General features: G+C 43.7%; 15 protein-coding genes. 7 read left to right on the top strand and 8 right to left on the bottom strand.

Annotated features, from left to right (window positions below; all coding sequences use genetic code 11):
- Nucleotides 1-24 precede the first annotated feature (24 nt).
- Both B5X68_RS22540 and B5X68_RS22535 read left to right on the top strand, forming a co-directional pair.
- Nucleotides 25-1,272 carry an MFS transporter gene (locus tag B5X68_RS22540; RefSeq protein WP_082217021.1) on the top strand — a complete coding sequence of 416 codons (1,248 nt, stop codon included), beginning with the start codon at nucleotides 25-27 and terminating at the stop codon, nucleotides 1,270-1,272.
- A gap of 8 nt (nucleotides 1,273-1,280) precedes the next feature.
- Entirely contained in the window at nucleotides 1,281-2,441 is a 1,161-nt protein-coding gene (locus B5X68_RS22535; protein WP_082217020.1) for an AraC family transcriptional regulator, read from the top strand.
- Here B5X68_RS22535 and B5X68_RS22530 read toward each other — a convergent pair whose 3' ends face one another.
- The 8 genes from B5X68_RS22530 to B5X68_RS22495 all read right to left on the bottom strand — a co-directional run bounded on the left by B5X68_RS22530 (nucleotide 2,442) and on the right by B5X68_RS22495 (nucleotide 12,581).
- Nucleotides 2,442-4,487: a M13 family metallopeptidase gene (locus tag B5X68_RS22530; RefSeq protein WP_082217019.1), complete on the bottom strand. Its 2,046-nt coding sequence runs from the start codon at nucleotides 4,485-4,487 to the stop codon at nucleotides 2,442-2,444.
- A 30-nt stretch (nucleotides 4,488-4,517) separates the two neighbouring features.
- Entirely contained in the window at nucleotides 4,518-6,008 is a 1,491-nt protein-coding gene (locus B5X68_RS22525; RefSeq protein ID WP_082217018.1) for a peptide MFS transporter, read from the bottom strand.
- 165 nt (nucleotides 6,009-6,173) lie between these two features.
- Nucleotides 6,174-7,082 carry a DUF8428 domain-containing protein gene (locus B5X68_RS22520; RefSeq protein ID WP_082217017.1) on the bottom strand — a complete coding sequence of 303 codons (909 nt, stop codon included), beginning with the start codon at nucleotides 7,080-7,082 and terminating at the stop codon, nucleotides 6,174-6,176.
- 173 nt (nucleotides 7,083-7,255) lie between these two features.
- Nucleotides 7,256-8,023, bottom strand: a complete 768-nt coding sequence (locus B5X68_RS22515) for a TPM domain-containing protein (protein ID WP_082217016.1) — start codon at nucleotides 8,021-8,023, stop codon at nucleotides 7,256-7,258.
- Nucleotides 8,024-8,026: 3 nt separating this feature from the next.
- Nucleotides 8,027-8,470 carry a TPM domain-containing protein gene (locus B5X68_RS22510; RefSeq protein WP_082217015.1) on the bottom strand — a complete coding sequence of 148 codons (444 nt, stop codon included), beginning with the start codon at nucleotides 8,468-8,470 and terminating at the stop codon, nucleotides 8,027-8,029.
- Nucleotides 8,471-8,509: 39 nt separating this feature from the next.
- The gene (locus tag B5X68_RS22505; protein WP_082217014.1) at nucleotides 8,510-9,091 is read right to left on the bottom strand and encodes a LemA family protein; all 582 of its coding nucleotides are present in this window, start codon (nucleotides 9,089-9,091) and stop codon (nucleotides 8,510-8,512) included.
- Between the two features lie 141 nt (nucleotides 9,092-9,232).
- Nucleotides 9,233-10,429 (bottom strand): DASH family cryptochrome, encoded by a 1,197-nt coding sequence (locus B5X68_RS22500; protein ID WP_082217013.1) that lies wholly within the window; start codon nucleotides 10,427-10,429, stop codon nucleotides 9,233-9,235.
- 130 nt (nucleotides 10,430-10,559) lie between these two features.
- Complete coding sequence (locus tag B5X68_RS22495; protein WP_445447088.1) at nucleotides 10,560-12,581, bottom strand: CHU_0125 family OmpA-like outer membrane integrity protein; 2,022 nt, start codon at nucleotides 12,579-12,581, stop codon at nucleotides 10,560-10,562.
- 357 nt (nucleotides 12,582-12,938) lie between these two features.
- Here B5X68_RS22495 and rpsL point away from each other — a divergent pair, with 357 nt between their 5' ends.
- From rpsL to rpsJ, 5 genes are all read left to right on the top strand, one after another.
- On the top strand, nucleotides 12,939-13,352 hold the full coding sequence (rpsL, locus tag B5X68_RS22490) for a 30S ribosomal protein S12 (protein WP_026631225.1): 414 nt from the start codon (nucleotides 12,939-12,941) through the stop codon (nucleotides 13,350-13,352).
- 117 nt (nucleotides 13,353-13,469) lie between these two features.
- Entirely contained in the window at nucleotides 13,470-13,937 is a 468-nt protein-coding gene (gene rpsG, locus B5X68_RS22485; protein ID WP_082217011.1) for a 30S ribosomal protein S7, read from the top strand.
- Nucleotides 13,938-14,094: 157 nt separating this feature from the next.
- A complete protein-coding gene (locus B5X68_RS22480; RefSeq protein WP_141110381.1) occupies nucleotides 14,095-15,216 on the top strand; it encodes a leucine-rich repeat domain-containing protein in 1,122 nt (373 codons plus the stop codon).
- A 218-nt stretch (nucleotides 15,217-15,434) separates the two neighbouring features.
- The gene (fusA, locus tag B5X68_RS22475; protein WP_082217009.1) at nucleotides 15,435-17,555 is read left to right on the top strand and encodes an elongation factor G; all 2,121 of its coding nucleotides are present in this window, start codon (nucleotides 15,435-15,437) and stop codon (nucleotides 17,553-17,555) included.
- 141 nt (nucleotides 17,556-17,696) lie between these two features.
- On the top strand, nucleotides 17,697-18,002 hold the full coding sequence (gene rpsJ, locus B5X68_RS22470; RefSeq protein WP_026631228.1) for a 30S ribosomal protein S10: 306 nt from the start codon (nucleotides 17,697-17,699) through the stop codon (nucleotides 18,000-18,002).
- The last annotated feature ends 84 nt before the right edge of the window (nucleotides 18,003-18,086 follow it).

The following is an 18,086-nucleotide window of genomic DNA, read 5'->3' as shown; positions in this document are numbered from 1 at the left end:
AGTGTATAGTTAGCCCCAACCCTCATGCAAAGGAATATTTTTATTGTTGTTCTGATCCTGCTGATATTCTTTGTCATTTCGTTTTTGACCAATATCCTGGGGCCGATCATTCCTGATATTGTGAAGAGTTTTAGCCTGAGCATTGGCCTTGCGGGGTTTCTTCCATTTGCGTTTTTCGTTGCTTATGGCGTTATGTCAATCCCAGCGGGGCTTATGGTTGAGAAATATGGAGAGAAGCCGGTGCTGCTACTGGCTTTTTTGCTTGCTTTCTTCGGGGCGCTGCTTTTTGCCATTATTCCCAGTTTTGCCATCGCCTTATCCTCCCTTTTCCTGATCGGGATTGGCATGGCCATGCTCCAAGTCGTTATTAACCCTTTACTCCGGGTTGCTGGAGGGGAAGAGAAATTTGCTTTTTTTTCGGTGCTGGCGCAGCTTTTTTTCGGCGGCGCTTCATTTTTGAGCCCAATGCTTTACAGTTATCTGGTGCTCAATGTGCATTCGGACAACTCCGGATTTTTGATTGAAACATTAAATAATCTGGTCCCGGAAAACCTTAAGTGGGTTTCGCTTTACTGGGTTTTTGCCGTGATAGCATTGCTTATGGTGGTTGTAATTGCATTGGTGAAATTTCCGAAAGTGGATTTGCTGGAAGACGAGCGCATGGATGTTGGACATTCATTTAAAGAACTTGTTGCCAACAAGTCGGTCTGGCTGTTCTTTTTGGGCATTTTTGCCTACGTAGGCACCGAGCAGGGCATAGCCAACTGGATCTCCCAATTTTTGCAAACTTATCACAGTGTGGATCCGGCCACCGACGGCGCGGCTGTTATTTCCTATTTCTGGGGCTTGCTTACAGTCGGCTGCTTTCTGGGATTGGTGCTTCTGAAAATATTCGATAGCCGTAAAGTGTTGATTTTTTTTACTTCCGGAGCGATTTTAGCACTGGCTTTTGCATTGTTTGGCTCCAAAGCGGTCGCTATGAACGCATTTCCGGTCACCGGATTTTTTGCTTCGGTCATGTATTCTGTGATCTTTTCCCTTGCATTGAATTCTGTTCCAAGACATCACGGGACTTTTTCAGGCATTTTGTGCGCGGGGATCGCGGGCGGAGCGGTTGTGCCTTTGATCGTGGGCGGGCTGGGGGAGTTGTTTGGTTTACAAATGGCGATGTTATTCCTTTTCGTGCCTTTGGCTTACATTTTCAGCATTGGCATCTGGGCCAGGCCGCTGGTCAACAATGATACAATTACGAGCATTAAGGACATATTCTGACCTGCCGAATGTATAAGATCATCCTCTTACTTGACTTCGCCGAGGAATACAGCAAAAGCCTTATGAAGGGGATTAATGCTTATTCCAAGGAATTCGGGCCGTGGATATTCTGCCGGATGCCACTTTTTCACCGCGAAACGGTCGGAATAGACGGAATCCTGAAATGGGCACTGGAATGGAAGGCCGATGGCATTGTCGGACAACTTTATAATAAGGATATTGAGAAAATCGTCCAGGCTGGCATTCCGGTTATAGCGCAGGACTTCAAAGAGCGCTTTACTGAAATTCCCAACATTACCGGGGGATATCAGGAAGCGGGGCAACTTGGAGCAGATTATTTTCTCAAAAAAGGCTTTACCAATTTCGCGTTCTATGGCTTCAATGATATCGTCTGGTCCAGAGAAAGAGCAGAAGGATTTGAGGAGAGATTAAAGAAGCGAGGGCATCAGGTTCACTATTTCGAACATAAGAAAGCGCGTTCTACCGAGCTTTGGTATTACAAGCCCAGTTCGCTGAGCCGCTGGCTGAAATCACTTCCGAAGCCTATTGGGTTGATGACGTGCGATGATAACCAGGGGCAGCACATTACCGAGGTTTGCCGGCAATTGGGCATCAGGATCCCCGAAGAAGTGGCTGTTTTGGGGGTTGATAATGATGAAATGATCTGCGATTTGTCTGACCCGCCTCTTTCCAGCATTGCGTTGGACGCAGAAAAAGGAGGATATGATGCTGCCAAATTGCTTGATCACATGATCAAACACGGCATATCAAAATATTACGATATCATTGTTAAGCCCGTCCAGGTAATCACAAGACATTCCACAGACATTTACGCGACCAACGACGACCATATCGCGTCTTCATTGAAATACATTCACCAGAATATTGACAAAAACCTGCATGTGGATGAGGTGGTTAAGCAAGTGCCATTGTCGCGCCGTGCGCTGGAAAAGCGGTTCCTCGAAATAACCGGTTACCCGATTTACAAATACATTTTTAACCTCCGCATTGAAAAATTTACTCAAAAATTGCTCGATACGGACATGTCGGTTTTTGAAATTGCGTTGGATATGGGTCTTACCGACAGCAAAAATATAGCCCGCCAATTCAGGCAGGCTAAGGGGTGTAGTCCAAGTGTTTACAGAAACAGATACGTGGCAGGCAAATAGTTACCAGATCACGATCCTGGCCGAATCCGGCAAAATCATTTTACTTCCCGGCGTACATTTCCACGCTGCTTCAAACTCTTTCAAATGTGGCATAGGTCCGTTAATCCGGTCTTTTGCGGGTGAATGCGGATCAGTTTGCACCTGATTTCTTAATGCTTCGTTGGTTGTGTTCATGTGCCATACCTGTGCCCAGCCCAGGAAGAAGCGTTGTTTCCAGTTGAAACCGTCGATAGGAGCAGGTTCTGCTTTGCCTTTCAGGGATTTTTCCAATGCGTAGTAAGCAAGTGTGAGCCCACCTAAGTCAGCCACATTTTCACCAATGGTTAGTGCACCATTGATTTTAAAACCAGGCAATGCTTCTATTCCGCTGAAATAGTCAATGTACTTTTTGGTAAGCTTATCAAAATTAGCCCTGTCTGAGGCTGTCCACCAGTTTTTAAGATTTCCCTCGTCATCAAACTGCGATCCCTGATCATCGAAACCATGTGTAAATTCGTGGCCAATAACCGCGATGATCCCACCGTAATTGATGGCGTCATCTGCATCTCGATTGTAAAATGGCGGTTGCAAAATCCCGGCAGGGAACACGATTTCGTTGTTTAGCGGATTGTAATAAGCATTTACGGTTTGCGGGGTCATTAGCCATTCTGCTTTATCCACAGGCTTCCCTATTTTGTCCACTTCTTCCTTATGCGCGTAAAGTGAAGCTGAAATAACGTTTTCAAACAGTTTGTCCTTCACAACTTCAATGGACGAATAGTCCTTCCATTTATCAGGATAGCCGATTTTATAAGTAAAAGCTTTTAGCTTCTTATGCGCTTTCGCTTTTGTGGAATCGCTCATCCAAGAAAGTTTGTCAATGCGTTCGCCATACACTGTGCGCACGTTTTCAATCATGTCGGAAACCTTTTTCTTGTCTTCCTCTGGGAAGTATTTTTTAGAAAATAGTTTTCCCAAAGGCATTCCTAATAATCCGTCTGTTGAGCGGATAGCACGTTCAACTCTTGCCTTTTGCTGTTTCGTACCGCGCATGACCGTGCTGAAAAAGCGGAAATTTTCCTGATCAAAGCTTTTAGGCAAATAACCGGCAAACCGCGAAAGCAATTGCCATTTGGCATAAAGCTTTAAGGTAGCAATCGGTGTAGCTTTCAGCAACTTGTTCACATTTTCAACGTAAGGCTTGTTTTGAACGACAATGCTGTCGGTTTTAATGTCCTGTTTGTCTGAGAATGCTTCCAGGTCGAAATCCGGGGCAAGTGATTGGAAACCTTTGAAAGACATTTTGTTATAAGTTTTCACAGGGTCGCGAAGCTCCACATTGGTCAGTTGCAGTTTGGCCAGCTTGGTCTCAAAATCCAGGATTGTTTGTCCCGGCTTTTGATCCGGGAATGTTGCCAGGGAGAACATCTTGTCCACATGTTTTACAAACTCTTCCCTCACTTTTACTGTGCTCGAATCAGTCCGGTCGTAGTAACTTCTTTCTCCAAGACTTAATCCATCCTGGCCACCATAAAGCACATTTACTTTGCTGTTCCTGAGATCCGCGTCAACGCCCATTCCAATGACAGAAGAAACACCGATTTTTTGCAATTCCCCCGAAACGGAAGCTAACTCTTTCAATGACTGAACACCATTGATTTTGTCGAGATATTCCTTCAATGGTGAAATTGAGCGCTTTTCGATCGTTACTGTGTCCAGGTAAGATTGGTAATAATCGGCTATTTGCTGCTCTTCACTCCCTTTTTTTCGATCTTCCAGTTTGACTATTTCCTGGATAATGCCTTTAAGCCTAACTTCTTTATTTTCTTTATCCAGCACATTAAAAGCGCCCCAACGGCTTTCTGTCCCGGGAATGGGGTTGTTCTTTTTCCAGCCTCCGTTGGCATAACTGTCAAAGTCGTCGCAGACCTTAATGGTCGAATCGAGCGAGCTCGTATCAAATCCAGGGACTTTTTCATGAGCAGATTCCTGATCAGTTTCCTTCTTACAAGCAGTCATTGCCAGCGACAAGGCCAGTACAGAATAGCATAAATGGGTTAATTTCATTTGTTAATGTATTGATTGTTAATGTGTTAATTACGAAATTCCACCCATCCATCCTTTGATAGGCTTCCAGAAGACAAGAAGGATAAGGCCAAAAACCGTCGTAATAATCGCCACCTGGTTGAATAAGCCGGGCATTTGCATAATATTCTCTTCGTCAAATCCCCCTGCAAAGATCCCGGCAATGAGGTTTCCAAGCGATGCACCTACGAACCATATGCCCATCAATTGGCTTACGTAGCGTTTCGGGGCAAGTTTTGTATAAGAGCTCAATCCAACAGGGCTCACACACAATTCACCGATCGTATGCAAAAAGTATGTGAAAGTAAGGAATAGCGGAGAGGCAAGTTGGCCTGTAACCGCAATTTTAGAAGCTGCCACCATGACGAAAAAGCTCAAACCAAGCAAAATTAGGCCTGCTGCAAATTTGACCGGAATGGATGGATTAAGATTTTTTGACGATAAATAGATCCATAAGCTGGCTAATACGGGCGCGAAAAGAAGCACGAATGTGGGCTGGAAGTTCTGGAACCAGCTGGATGGCACTTCCCATCCGCCTATAACGCGCTGGGTATGCCTTTCAGCGAATATTTGTAGTGATGTTCCAGCTTGTTCATAGCCTGCCCAGAAGAGCGCTATGGCCAGAAACAGGATGATTAGCACAACTACGCGATATTGTTCGACGCGGGTAAGTCCGCCGGCAAACAATATGAAAAGGAAATAGGAAGCAGAAATAATGACAATGATCACACCGGCACCTTTGGCCAATCCCTGTGCCGTGGTCATATCCAGTACGCCCGAAGATTGCAGGACAATTAAAAGGACAACAAGCGCTCCGATAAAGGCATAACCAAGTTTTTTGTTGGTGCCATTTTTTGCGTCGGACTCGGCTGTTGCTATCCTGGCAGGCGGCACATCACCCATTCCCTTTAAGTGACGCGCGCTTCCATAACGGAAAACAACTAACCCGAGAAGCATGCCAACTGCGGCTGCACCAAAACCCATATGCCAGCTGATACGCTCTCCAAGATAACCAACAATGGCGATTCCAAGGAAAGAGCCCAGGTTAATACCCATGTAGAAAATGGAGAATGCAGCATCGCGCCTAGCACCGCCCTCAGGATACAATTCGCCCACAATTGAACTGATATTTGGCTTCAACAAGCCGGTACCCACTGCAACCGTAGTAAGTCCTAAAAAGAACAGCCCGCTGCCACCCGGCACGGCAAGGATGATGTGACCTAGCATAATTACAATTCCACCGTACCAAATCGCCTTCTTTTGCCCGAGAATGTTATCGGCCAACCAGCCGCCAGGCAATGTTAGCAAATATACAGAGGCAGTGTAAAGCCCATAGATGGCCGCTGCTTCCGCTGCATTCATAGCCATTCCGCCCCGAACGGAATCAAGAAGGAAAAGTAAGAGAATTGCACGCATCCCATAATAACTGAACCGCTCCCACATTTCAGCAAAAAATAGAACATACAGGCCCGTGGGGTGCTTTTGGGATATCTGTGCAGACATAGAAGAGAGGTGTTTTATTTGGTATAATGGGCTATTTATTGAAAATTTTATTGCACAAGATAGGAAATAACGAGAAATATAAATAAACCGGTAAAATAAAAGCGGCAACTGACTTCATCGAGCCAGTTGCCGCTATCATCACAACGTTTCTGATCATTGTAAGCCTTACTTTACTGAAAATGAGCCCTCTCCAATTGAGAAACCTTCCGAGTAAAGTTCAATAGTGTATTTGCCCGATGCGAACGATGCATCCTTGTCATAAAGGATACTCACATCCTGATTGTTGTTCGTGTAAGCAACGTCTTTACTAATAGTATATCCTTGTTCCTGACCATTATACTCAAACACGCCAGAGCCGGTTTTGGTATCCGAAATGGTTGCTCCGGTAGGATCAATGATGCGGAGATAAATGGTTTTGTTGTCTGTCAAAGTCAACGGATTTTTTTCCAGAATAAAATCGACCCGAACCTTGTCTACGCGTTTTGCCTTTACGTTTTCACCCTCTCTCACCTTGCCTTTGGAAGAAACTGCATAAACCTTTACGCTACGTGCGCGCAAAGCTGCTGCCATCGTTACTTTCGATTCCAGCTCTGTATTTTTAGAAATAACGCCAGTTAGAGAGTCGCTGATCGCCTGTTTTGTGGTTTCCAAAACCGTTTTTTCCTGAGCTAATGTCTCATTCTGGCTGATTAGCTGCTGGTTTTCTTCTCTAAGCTGCGCAATCTCTTCGTCTTTTTTGGTAAGGAAAGCTTCGTATTCCTTCACTTTTTTACCCATGGTCATATTGCCTTTCCGCAATGCAATACGGTCGTTTTCCAGCGCAGCCTTTACCTTTTGAAGCTCCTCAATGTCGCCACCAAGTCCCTGCACTTCCTGGATACGTGCATCGAGCTGTTTGGAAATAGAATCCAGTTTGATCTCTGCCGACGCCAGTTCGTTAACGCGGGCTTGCAGGTCTGTTTCCTGCTTATTCGTTATAGTGCGCTCATTGTAATAAAGGTAGCCGAATACTGCTGCGAGGATTGTCATAAGGACTAAACCGACCAATAGACCGGTGTTATTTTTCCTTTCCATAGAAATTTGTTTAGGTTAAATGATAATATTACTGGATTTAAACAAAAAACTATGCCAATACTATACGTTAACGGCCTAGTACACAATGCAAAGCAAAAGGCCTGACGCTACGGATACGTGCATCAGGCCTTTTGTAAATATAGCACCTTGTTAAGTGACAGATTATCAACCAGTTAGTAGTCTCCGCCAGCTCCTCCGCCACCAAAACTTCCTCCGCCGAAACCCCCGAAACCACCGCTGCTGCCGCCTCCGCCCCAGTTTCCTGAAAAACTTCCTCCCCCGGAATGGGTAGTATATGGCCAAATGACTGGTCCGCCAAAACCGCCGAATCCACCGCGTCCTCCACCATTATTACGGTTTCGGAACACAAAAATCATAATGACGATGAATATGATGATGACGATCAAAAGGGGCGGGAAAGATCCGTCGTCATTGCTTTCGTTTGGATCAGCTTTATATTCTCCGGTTGCATACTTGAAAATCATATCCACGCCCTGATCCAAGCCCTGATAAAACTGCCCGTTCTTGAACTGAGGCGTGATCACTTGCGTAATGATCCGCTTGGCAATTGCATCCGGAATGGCACCTTCCAGGCCGTAGCCCGTGCTTATATACACTTTCCGGTCCGTAGGAGCCCAAAGCAAAACGATTCCATTGTCTTTATCCTTCTGTCCGACGCCCCATTCGCGGCCAAGCTTTAATGCATAATCGGCGATTGGATAATCGCCCGTTGTAGGCACGATAACGATGACAATCTGCGATGAAGTAGAGTCGTTGTAAGCAATCAGTTTCTGCTCCAGTTGCTCTTCCTCACTTGCATTGAGCTGATTGGCAAAGTCGTTGACCAGCTTGGGAGGATCTGGTTTTTTTGGAATATCCTGAGCAGTCACATTTAATAATGTGAGCCAAATCAGGCAAAAGAGAATGAGGGCTTTTTTCATAGATCAGTGCCCGAACGAAATATCGTCCGGTAGTTCGTTGATGTCGTCAGACCGGAAGGGGAAATGCTTTTTCAATTGAAAACCGGCTTCTGCGATCCCTTTTGCAAGCCCTTCCGAATACTGCCCGTTTGAAAAATATTGCCGGAGAAGATCTTTTGTACTATTCCAAAAATCAGCGGTAACCTTCGCATCAATCCCCTTATCACCTAAAACAGCGAACTTACGGTCTTCATAGGCCAGATAAAAAAGCACACCATTTTGTTGGGCAGTTTTATCTAGATTCAGAAAAAGAAAGACTTCCTTAGCGCGGTCCATCACATCCGGAGTAGGGCATTTCTTTTCGATATGCACCTTTACTTCACCGGATGTCTGTTTCTCAGCCTGCTGAATGGCTTCAATGATAAGCTGCTGCTCCTTTTCAGAAAAAAAGAGAGGATCTGTGGCCATGATGATCTGGTTTTAGTACTTGAGAACCAATGTGCGCTTTTAGAACTGCACCGTTGGGGCCTTGTCCGAACCAGCTGCCGCTGTGAAATAACCCTTTTGAGAGAACCCGAAAACGCCTGCAAAGAGATTGTTAGGGAATGTGCGCACTTCCTGATTATAATCCTTCACAACCGTGTTAAAGTCGTTTCTTGCAACCGTTATGCGGTTTTCAGTGCCTTCAAGCTGGGCTTGCAAATCCAGGAAGTTCTGATTGGCTTTCAACTGCGGATATTGCTCAACCGTTACAAGTAATCGGGAAAGCGCACCGCTCAATTGATCCTGAGCGCCTTGAAATTTCGCAATGTTCTCAGGAGTAAGGTCGCCTGCATTAATGGTGGTTTGCGTTGCTTTTGCACGAGCCTCTATCACTGCTGTTAATGTTCCTTTTTCAAAATCGGCAGCGCCTTTTACTGTGCTTACTAAATTGGGAATAAGGTCTGCGCGACGCTGGTACTGGCTTTCCACCTTAGCCCATGATTCTTTTACGACCTCGTCTTTGCTTACCAGGCCATTATATTTACCGCAGCCTACGAATCCAAGAATAAGAATTACGACGATAACTGCAATTAGTCCTTTTGACATTTTATATTCAGTTTAGAGTTAATGAATCTGTTTCAAAGTTGCCCAAAGCTAGCAAAATCCTGAAGAAAAACTACATAACCGGCCAGGAGGGTATATATGCATTGTTATTACCGGATAATAGGTTTTTCAGTGCAAAAATGGCTATTCGCTTTCTCCTACACCCGCAATGTTGTTCCATCTGCCCCAGTTTACTGACACTTCATAGTCCATTAAATGGCTTTCAAAATACATTGCGCCCCAAGTCCAGTTGATACCTAGCTCATTAACGAGATGATTGGCACAAGTTGTTCTTTCGGCTGATGTCAAAAAGCCGGTGGACTTCAATGTATTCATGGAGTGATTCACTTCATCGTCCCTCGTTTCGCCGTTTGTCCATTTTTCATAAATGGAATTGTCGTTTTGCCAGCGCTGAAGAAAATTGTGCTTTACACCGCTTGGCTTGAACATCCTGGGCCCGTAGCGAAGCAGTGTCCAGTGAAAATAATCGCGGGAAAGCAAGTTGGCGATCATTGCATCGTCTGTTCCCTTACCCGCTTGCGCTTTTGTAACATAATAATAAATGTATCGCGCAGAAATGCAACCCAGTGAAAGCCAGTCCGAAAGCCGCGTGTCTGTCAGCGGATCTGCTGTCTCATACATTTTGCCATTCTTAATGTAGTCGGAGACATACTTTTCCAAGATCCCCAATGCTGTAGACTCGCCACCCGTGCTTATATTTTGAGCATCTGCACCGTCCAATTCCTGTGGATCAATCCCTAGTTGTGCCAGGATAGGAATTGGGCCTGCATCATATTCATTGGGCAGCGTAACCTTTTCAGGCTCGGAAAGTGGTTCTTTTATTTTCAAAGAGCCTTTGATCTGTTCGTTGAATGCCGAGAAATTAGCAGGAAGCTTTGCTATGGCAAACGGCAAAGCCGTTGCATGCATGAGGGTATCCATCCAGAAAAGCTTGATGTCAATGTTCACAGTCTTGAGCTTTTTGCTCAACGACGACTCAATACGCGTCTCCTCGGGAGCAATTTCTTTGCTCGTATAAACGTATTCGGCATTATAGTCTTCCGCAAGCTGGGCGATGATCTTTTCAGGTTCCCCGACGCGTATCAAAAGATCTCCTCCCTTTTCCCTAAGCCGGTTTCGCAGGTCCACCACGGACTGGATAAGGAACTGTCCCCGCATTGCTCCTGTGCGGCGGAAGCCTAGTTTTGTTTTGTCAAATTGTCTGGGATCGAAAACGTAAACGGGTATAATTTCACTTGCTGATGCCACAGCGGAAAAAAGTGCTTCATTATCACGTAACCGCAGATCATTTCTAAACCAATAGATAATTCGCTGAGCCATTAATACAAACTAAATAAATCTGAAAATCAATTTTTAAAAATGCAAACATACGAAAATTGGGCCTGGGCATAACAAAAGCAGCCCGATCCAGGACGTTGCATGGATCGGGCTGCTTATTATTTGACTAATGTTAATAACTCAAAATTGTAAATTCCGTTCTCCGATTGCGCTGGTGCTCTTCTTCAGTTTTAGCATTTGGGATAATTAACTCGCGCTCACCATAACCTTTGGCAACCATTCTGTCGGCATCAATTCCCTTTGTGTTAAGATAGGTCACTGCCGATTCGGCCCTGTTTTGAGACAATGTCATGTTATACGCATCCGTTGCACGCGCATCCGTATGCGAGCTCAACTCGATCTTCATGGTCGGATTGTCTTTCAGGATCTGCACGAGCTTGTCAAGTTCAATGGCAGCATCAGGCCGGATGTTGTATTTGTTTAAATCGTAGTAAATGTTTTCAAGGACAAATGTTTTGTTCAGTTCGAGCTTATCCAGCTTGATCGTCACATTAAACGTCGTATCCGTCAATTCTTTGGTCAGGAAAATTGGCGGGATCGAACGTCCATCCATTGAAAATGGCTCACGTCTGCTGATATATCCTTTGCGTTGAACCAACAGGCTATACGATTTCCCTTCTTCAACAGGCTGTTTTCCAAACTTACCTTCAGAATTGGAAGGCAACTGCGCGATCTCAACATCAGAGGTGTCAGGCAGAATACGCACCGTTGCAGAATCAATGGGCGTGGATGTGCCATTAGCTAACACCGTTCCAGCAAGGAAGTATCTTACTACCTTTGGCTTACCATTAATGTATTTCGGATTGTTGGGATTCAAAGGATCATTTGGATCATTATTCCTGGCAATTGTGGTGCTATCCTCCTCTTCCGGGCCTGCGAAATAATAAATATCATCATCCCCTTTTCCACCATCGCGATTGGAAGAGAAAAAACCTTTGTTTAAATCTTTATAAAACACGAGACCGAAGTCATCTTGCGGGCTGTTAAAAGGTAAGCCCAAGTTTTCAATAGAAATAACGCCTTGCGTGCGCGTTGCAGAGAACAAATCCAGTTTACCCAAACCAGGATGGCCGTCAGATGCGAAGTATAATTTTCCACCTTCTGCTACATACGGAAACATTTCGTCGCCAGCCGTATTAATATCCTTGCCCATATTCACAGGCTTGCTAAACCGGCCTGATGCGTCCATATTGGTGCGGTAAAGGTCAATGCCGCCTGCGCCGCCAGCGCGATTTGATGCGAAGTAGAGTGTTTTCCCGTCGCGGGAAAAAGCCGGGGATCCGTCCCATGCCAGTGAATCATTAATAGGCAGGATGGCAGGAGTGGTCCATTGTCCATTCACATTGCGGCTTAGATAAAGATCTACATCTAATGCTCCGTTTTTCTTTCCCGTATTACCCCGTGCGAAAACCAAGGTTTTCCCATCCGGCGAAAATGCTGGCGAGGCTTCATTAGCATCCGGGTCCAGGATATCATTGCTTAACAGAACGGGTGTGCCTTGCGTTGCACCGGCATCTTCTGAAAGTGAAACCTTGTAGAGACCAAGCATAGGCTGGCCATTGTTTTTGTAAATTTTTTCTTTCTTGGAAGATGAGAAAACAAGCTCATTGCCAAGAATAGTAGGGGAGAATTCAGAGCCTGCAGTGTTGAGGGGAATCGCTTTGGCTTCAACCTCCATTTTTGTTGTCCGCAAGCGATCTGCAATTTTGAGAATCTCAACTTCGCGCAATGCTCGGTCCTGCAAACTTTGTACACCAGCCGTGTCCTTTGCATAAGCAGCAAACTCGTTAGACGCTTCTTGATACTGCCCAGCCGTTTTTAACGCATAAGCATATTGAAATTTAGCGTCTGGCTTATTTATTCCTGCGTCGATGGCTTTTTTGTAGAATGGAATGGCTTCTTTGAAACGATTGGAGAGGCGGTAGGATTCGGCAATCAGATAATCCGTCTGAACCGGCTCAATGTTAGCAGCCGCAGCTTTTTGAAAGGCCTTTATTGCAAGGTCATATTCACCATTCTCAAATTTCTTTTGCCCGTCTTTGTAGGCCTGCATTGCGGAGTTACAGCCGGATAGATATGCACATATAGTAACGAGACTAATTATGAGGGTTAAGTAACGCCGGAAAAGTTTCATAATGTAAAGTATAAAATCAAATGATTGACGCGCACACTGGGTTTTTGAAAGACAATACTAATAAACAACGTTTGGAAATAAAATTACGGATATGAGAGGCCAAGATTTTTATTTAGAATGTTTTGAGCTAAAATGAAGCCTGTTAGTTGTTTGGTGCGGTTGCGTTGAGCAATATAAGCATCTTAACAATGCGTTTGAGATCTCATGCAGTTTTTTGTTTACAGGGTTTTAATAAAAAAAGATAGTAACGTTTTGTAAATCAATGTGAGACTGTTACTTTTGCAGTCCGATTTTTCGGGAAAACTGTTTTTAAAACAATAGACTGGTGCATTAACCAGATCAAAATCAATTTGTTAAATGCCAACTATTTCACAATTAGTCCGTAAAGGTAGAGAGACCATTACATGGAAATCAAAGTCACCGGCTTTGGATTCTTGCCCTCAGCGTAGGGGTGTGTGCACCAGGGTGTACACTACAACGCCAAAAAAACCGAACTCAGCACTTCGTAAAGTTGCCCGTGTTCGTCTTTCAAACAACAAAGAAGTTAACGCCTATATCCCAGGAGAAGGCCACAACTTGCAAGAGCACTCGATCGTTTTGATCCGTGGTGGTCGTGTTAAAGATTTACCAGGTGTGCGTTACCACATTATCCGTGGTGCATTGGATACAGCTGGTGTGAACGGCCGTAAACAACGTCGTTCGAAATATGGTGCTAAGCGTCCAAAACCAGGACAAGTTGCAGCAGCACCAACAAAAGGTAAAAAGAAATAAAAAGTAACTCTCTCTGCTTTTATTAAGGAATTAATCTGATAAAAGGGAAGTAATCCAGGCTGCTGGCTTGGGTGAATAAGTTGCAAAACGAAACCTCGTGTAAAATTTTAAGTTAAAATGAGAAAGTCGAAACCAAAGAAAAGATATATCCTTCCTGATCCGAAGTTCAGGGACGTACAGGTTACTAAGTTCGTTAACAACCTGATGTTTGAAGGAAAGAAAAGCATTGCATTCACAATCTTCTACGACGCGTTGGAGTTGGTAGAGAAAAAAACAAGCGAAAGCGGTCTTGAAACTTGGAGAAAAGCATTGAACAATGTAACTCCATCTGTTGAGGTAAAAAGCCGTCGTGTGGGTGGTGCTACATTCCAGGTTCCAACGGAAGTTCGTCCTGAGCGTAAGCAGTCTTTGGGCATGAAATGGTTGATCAACTATTCACGTAAGCGTGGTGAAAAAACAATGGTTGACCGTCTTGCTGGTGAGATCATTGCTGCTGCAAAAGGTGAAGGAGCTGCTGTTAAGAAGAAAGACGATACGCACCGTATGGCAGATGCCAACAAAGCGTTCTCGCACTTCAGATTCTAGGAATCCAAGGTTAATAATATCAAGCCGGGTGCTGCGTTTGCAGTACCCGGCTTTTGCTTGTAACTGAAAGTAAATTTATGTTTGCTTATGACTAGTAAATTGGATAATTTTCAATTATTTACGCTGCTACTCACCTACAAACCTGTCATCTGCGATCATGCGAATTGTTTATCTTTCCCTATTACTTCTATTGCTATTTTCTGCCTGTAAGAAGGATAGGAAGGAGGTTGAGCCAGAAGAAATCCTGACCAATACATCACTGGTTAAAGTTGAAGCCGGCTTTGAAAAGGCCCTAATCAGGCTTGGCATTGACAAATCCGGGAAGCAAGATGGCCTTATTCTTTACCAGGACGTAAAAGATATTGATAGCTTATACATTAAAGGACAGGTCAGAGATGAAATACAGGGACTTGGCGGAATTGAATACTTCACTAATCTCAGATCCTTAACAACTTTATTTACTAAACCAGACTCTCTGGATTTGAGCAAAAATACTAAACTAGAATATTTACACATTCAAACAGGAATGGAGGTCGGGGGAGAGCGTAATGCCCTGAGATATTTAAATGTCCGGAACTGTAAAGAACTGAAATATCTTAGGTGCTCGAACAATCTCATTTCTACTCTTGACCTAAGCCAGAACACGCTATTGAAGGAGTTGCATTGTCACGAGAATTTCAACCTTAAAACGCTTGATTTATCGAAAAACACAGAATTGGAGGTACTTACTACCTTGATGGGAGATGAATTTAAAGAGTTGGATCTGAAACATAATTCGAAGCTCCGAAAACTTTTGTGGCAATCAAGCGGCTTGGGAAAGTTGGACATCAGCAACCTTGATGATTTGACTTATTTATACCTTCGGGTGGGGGATGCGAACTTCAATTTGGGGAACAAGCCGAAGTTAGACACGCTCATTTTAACTTATACAAACTTAAATTCTCTTGATTTAACAAAAACACCTAACCTTGTGTCACTTGAACTAGGTGAAGGCTTAGAATCTGTTGACCTAAGCGCATTGAAGGGGCTAAAAAGGCTATCCTGTGTTAATTCGGGATTTACGGAATTAAACCTTAGCAGCAATACTTTGCTAACAGAGTTTTTTGGTAGTGGGTTAAAACAGCTTAGCAAGCTTGACTTACGTTCTTGTAAAGATCTTGTTAAGTTAACAGTGTTTGATTCTCCGAAACTGGCAAGCATTTGTCTGGCAAGGCTCCCGGTGGCTTCGGATCTAAGTTGGCAGAAACCTGAACATACGAAATTTGAGGTCTGTAAATGATTCTTTCCATAGGAGCAACATATGTGGTTGGAGCAAATTTTTTGTTTATCGAATATTTCTTTTGAAAATTAACCTTTCCATAATTGTTTTTATAATCAACAATTTATACTTTTGCGCTCTGAATTTTTGGAAGCACTGTGTTTTGTAGTCTTCAAAAAGTTCAAAATGCTTCGGATTGAATTGCACATCGAATATAAAATAACACATCACCATCTGTCATGGCACGTGATCTAAGATTAACAAGAAACATTGGTATTGCTGCGCACATTGATGCGGGTAAGACAACCACAACGGAGCGTATCCTTTATTACGCAGGGGTAAGCCACAAAATTGGAGAAGTACATGATGGTGCTGCTACAATGGACTGGATGGAGCAGGAGCAAGAGCGTGGTATTACCATTACATCAGCTGCTACAACCGTTGATTGGAACTACCGTGGTGAAAAATATCATATCAACATTATCGATACACCGGGACACGTTGACTTTACGGTTGAAGTAAACCGTTCACTTCGCGTGTTGGATGGTCTTGTATTCCTTTTTAGTGCAGTTGATGGTGTTGAGCCTCAATCTGAAACGAACTGGCGTCTGGCTAACAACTACAACGTTGCACGTATCGGTTTCGTAAATAAAATGGACCGTTCTGGTGCAGACTTCCTGAAAGTTTGTACTCAGGTTAAGGAAATGCTTGGAAGCTACGCTGTTCCTCTTCAATTGCCGATTGGTGCTGAAGATACGTTCAGAGGTGTAGTTGACCTTGTAAACTTCCGCGGTATCGAATGGAATGAAGAAGATAAGGGGATGACTTTCAGAGAAGTTCCTATTCCTGATGATATGCTTGAAGAAGCAACCGAATGGAGAGAAAAATTACTTGAAGCTGTTGCCGAATTCGACGACACTTTAATGGAAAAATACTTTGAAGATCCAACTTCGATCTCAGAAGACGAAATTCTTGCAGCTTTGCGTGCAGCAACGATCAGCATGAAAATCGTTCCTATGGTTTGCGGTTCTTCATTCAAAAACAAAGGTGTTCAAACGATGCTTGATTACGTGATGGCTATTTTGCCTTCACCTCAGGATCGCGAAAGCATTATCGGAACAGATCCACGTACAGGACTTGAAATTTCACGTCAGCCAACGGATTCTGATCCTTTCTGTGCATTAGCATTTAAAATTGCAACTGACCCCTACGTAGGACGTCTTTGCTTTATCCGCTCTTACTCAGGATACCTTGATTCAGGTTCTTACATCTTGAACAACCGTTCAGGAAACAAGGAGCGTATCTCGCGTATTTTCCAAATGCACGCTAACAAGCAAAATCAAATTGATCGTCTTGAAGCGGGTGACATTGGAGCGGTAGTAGGTTTCAAAGATATCAAAACAGGAGATACATTATCTGACGAAAAGAACCCGATTGTTCTGGAATCAATGGTGTTCCCTGAGCCGGTAATCGGTTACGCTATCGAGCCTAAGAAAGCGGCTGACAGCGATAACTTCTCTAAGGCTATTACTAAATTGATCGAGGAAGATCCTACGTTGCAAGTTGAAAGTAACGAAGAAACAGGTCAGACGATCATTAAAGGTATGGGTGAACTTCACCTTGAAATCATCATCGACCGTATGCGTCGTGAGTTCAAAGTAGAAGTAAACCAAGGTGCTCCTCAGGTAGCTTACAAAGAGATTCTTACTAAGAATTTTGAACACCGTGAAGTTTACAAGAAACAAACGGGTGGTCGTGGTAAATTTGCCGATATCGTATTCGAAATCGGACCACGTGACGATAACGAAGAAGGCAAAGAACCAAAAACAGGTTTGCAGTTTGTTAACCAGATCGTAGGTGGTACTATTCCTCGTGAATTTATCGCTCCGATCCAGAAAGGCTTTGAAGCTTCGATGTCGAATGGTGCTTTGGCTGGATATCCTTTGGATTCTATGAAAGTACGTATCTTCCACGGTTCATTCCACGATGTCGATTCAGATGCACTATCCTTCGAATTGGCAGCTAAAATTGGTTTCAAAGAAGCTGCACGTCATGCAGGTTCTAAGTTGATGGAGCCGATTATGCACGTTGAAGTTCTTACTCCTGATGAATACACAGGACCTATCACTGGTGACCTTAACCGTCGTCGTGGTTTGATGAGAGGTATGGATTCACGTAATGGTGCGCAGGTTATCAAATGTGATGTTCCTTTGTCTGAACTTTTCGGATATGTAACAGATCTTCGTACAATGTCATCAGGACGCGCTACTGCTTCATTGACATTTGCATACTATGAGATCGTTCCAAACAACATCGCAGAACAGGTAATTGAAAAAGCAAAAGGCTTAGTTAAAGCATAAGACATTGGTGTGTGTTATTCAGTTAACACACACCAATTTGTTTATAAATATTAAGCAAGTGAAGTAAATGGTTCTTTCACTTGTGGATTGTCGGAACAAGTTTCGTTCAAGTATTCTCAGAACCGGAAATAATAAAGAAAGATGAATCAAAAAATTCGTATCAAACTAAGGTCGTTTGACCACAATCTGGTTGACAAGTCAGCTGAGAAGATTGTAAAAGCAGTAAAGGCAACAGGTGCAATCGTTAGTGGACCAATTCCTTTGCCAACTAAAACTGAAAAATTCACTGTTCTTCGTTCTCCACACGTTAACAAGAAATCACGTGAACAATTCCAGCTTTGTACTTACAAACGTTTGGTAGACATCTTTTCTACAAGCGCAAAAACGGTTGATGCATTGATGAAGCTTGAATTGCCAAGCGGTGTTGATGTTGAGATTAAAGTATAGTAGATAAGGCTTATTAGATTAAGCAAAGACATAAATTGGATGAAGGTCCGGTTACGGAAACCACATCTGAGCTCACGAAAGCAG

It is taken from the genome of Dyadobacter psychrophilus, assembly GCF_900167945.1.
Classification (GTDB): Bacteria; Bacteroidota; Bacteroidia; order Cytophagales; family Spirosomataceae; genus Dyadobacter; species Dyadobacter psychrophilus.
This window is presented reverse-complemented; position numbering and strand designations above follow the sequence as displayed.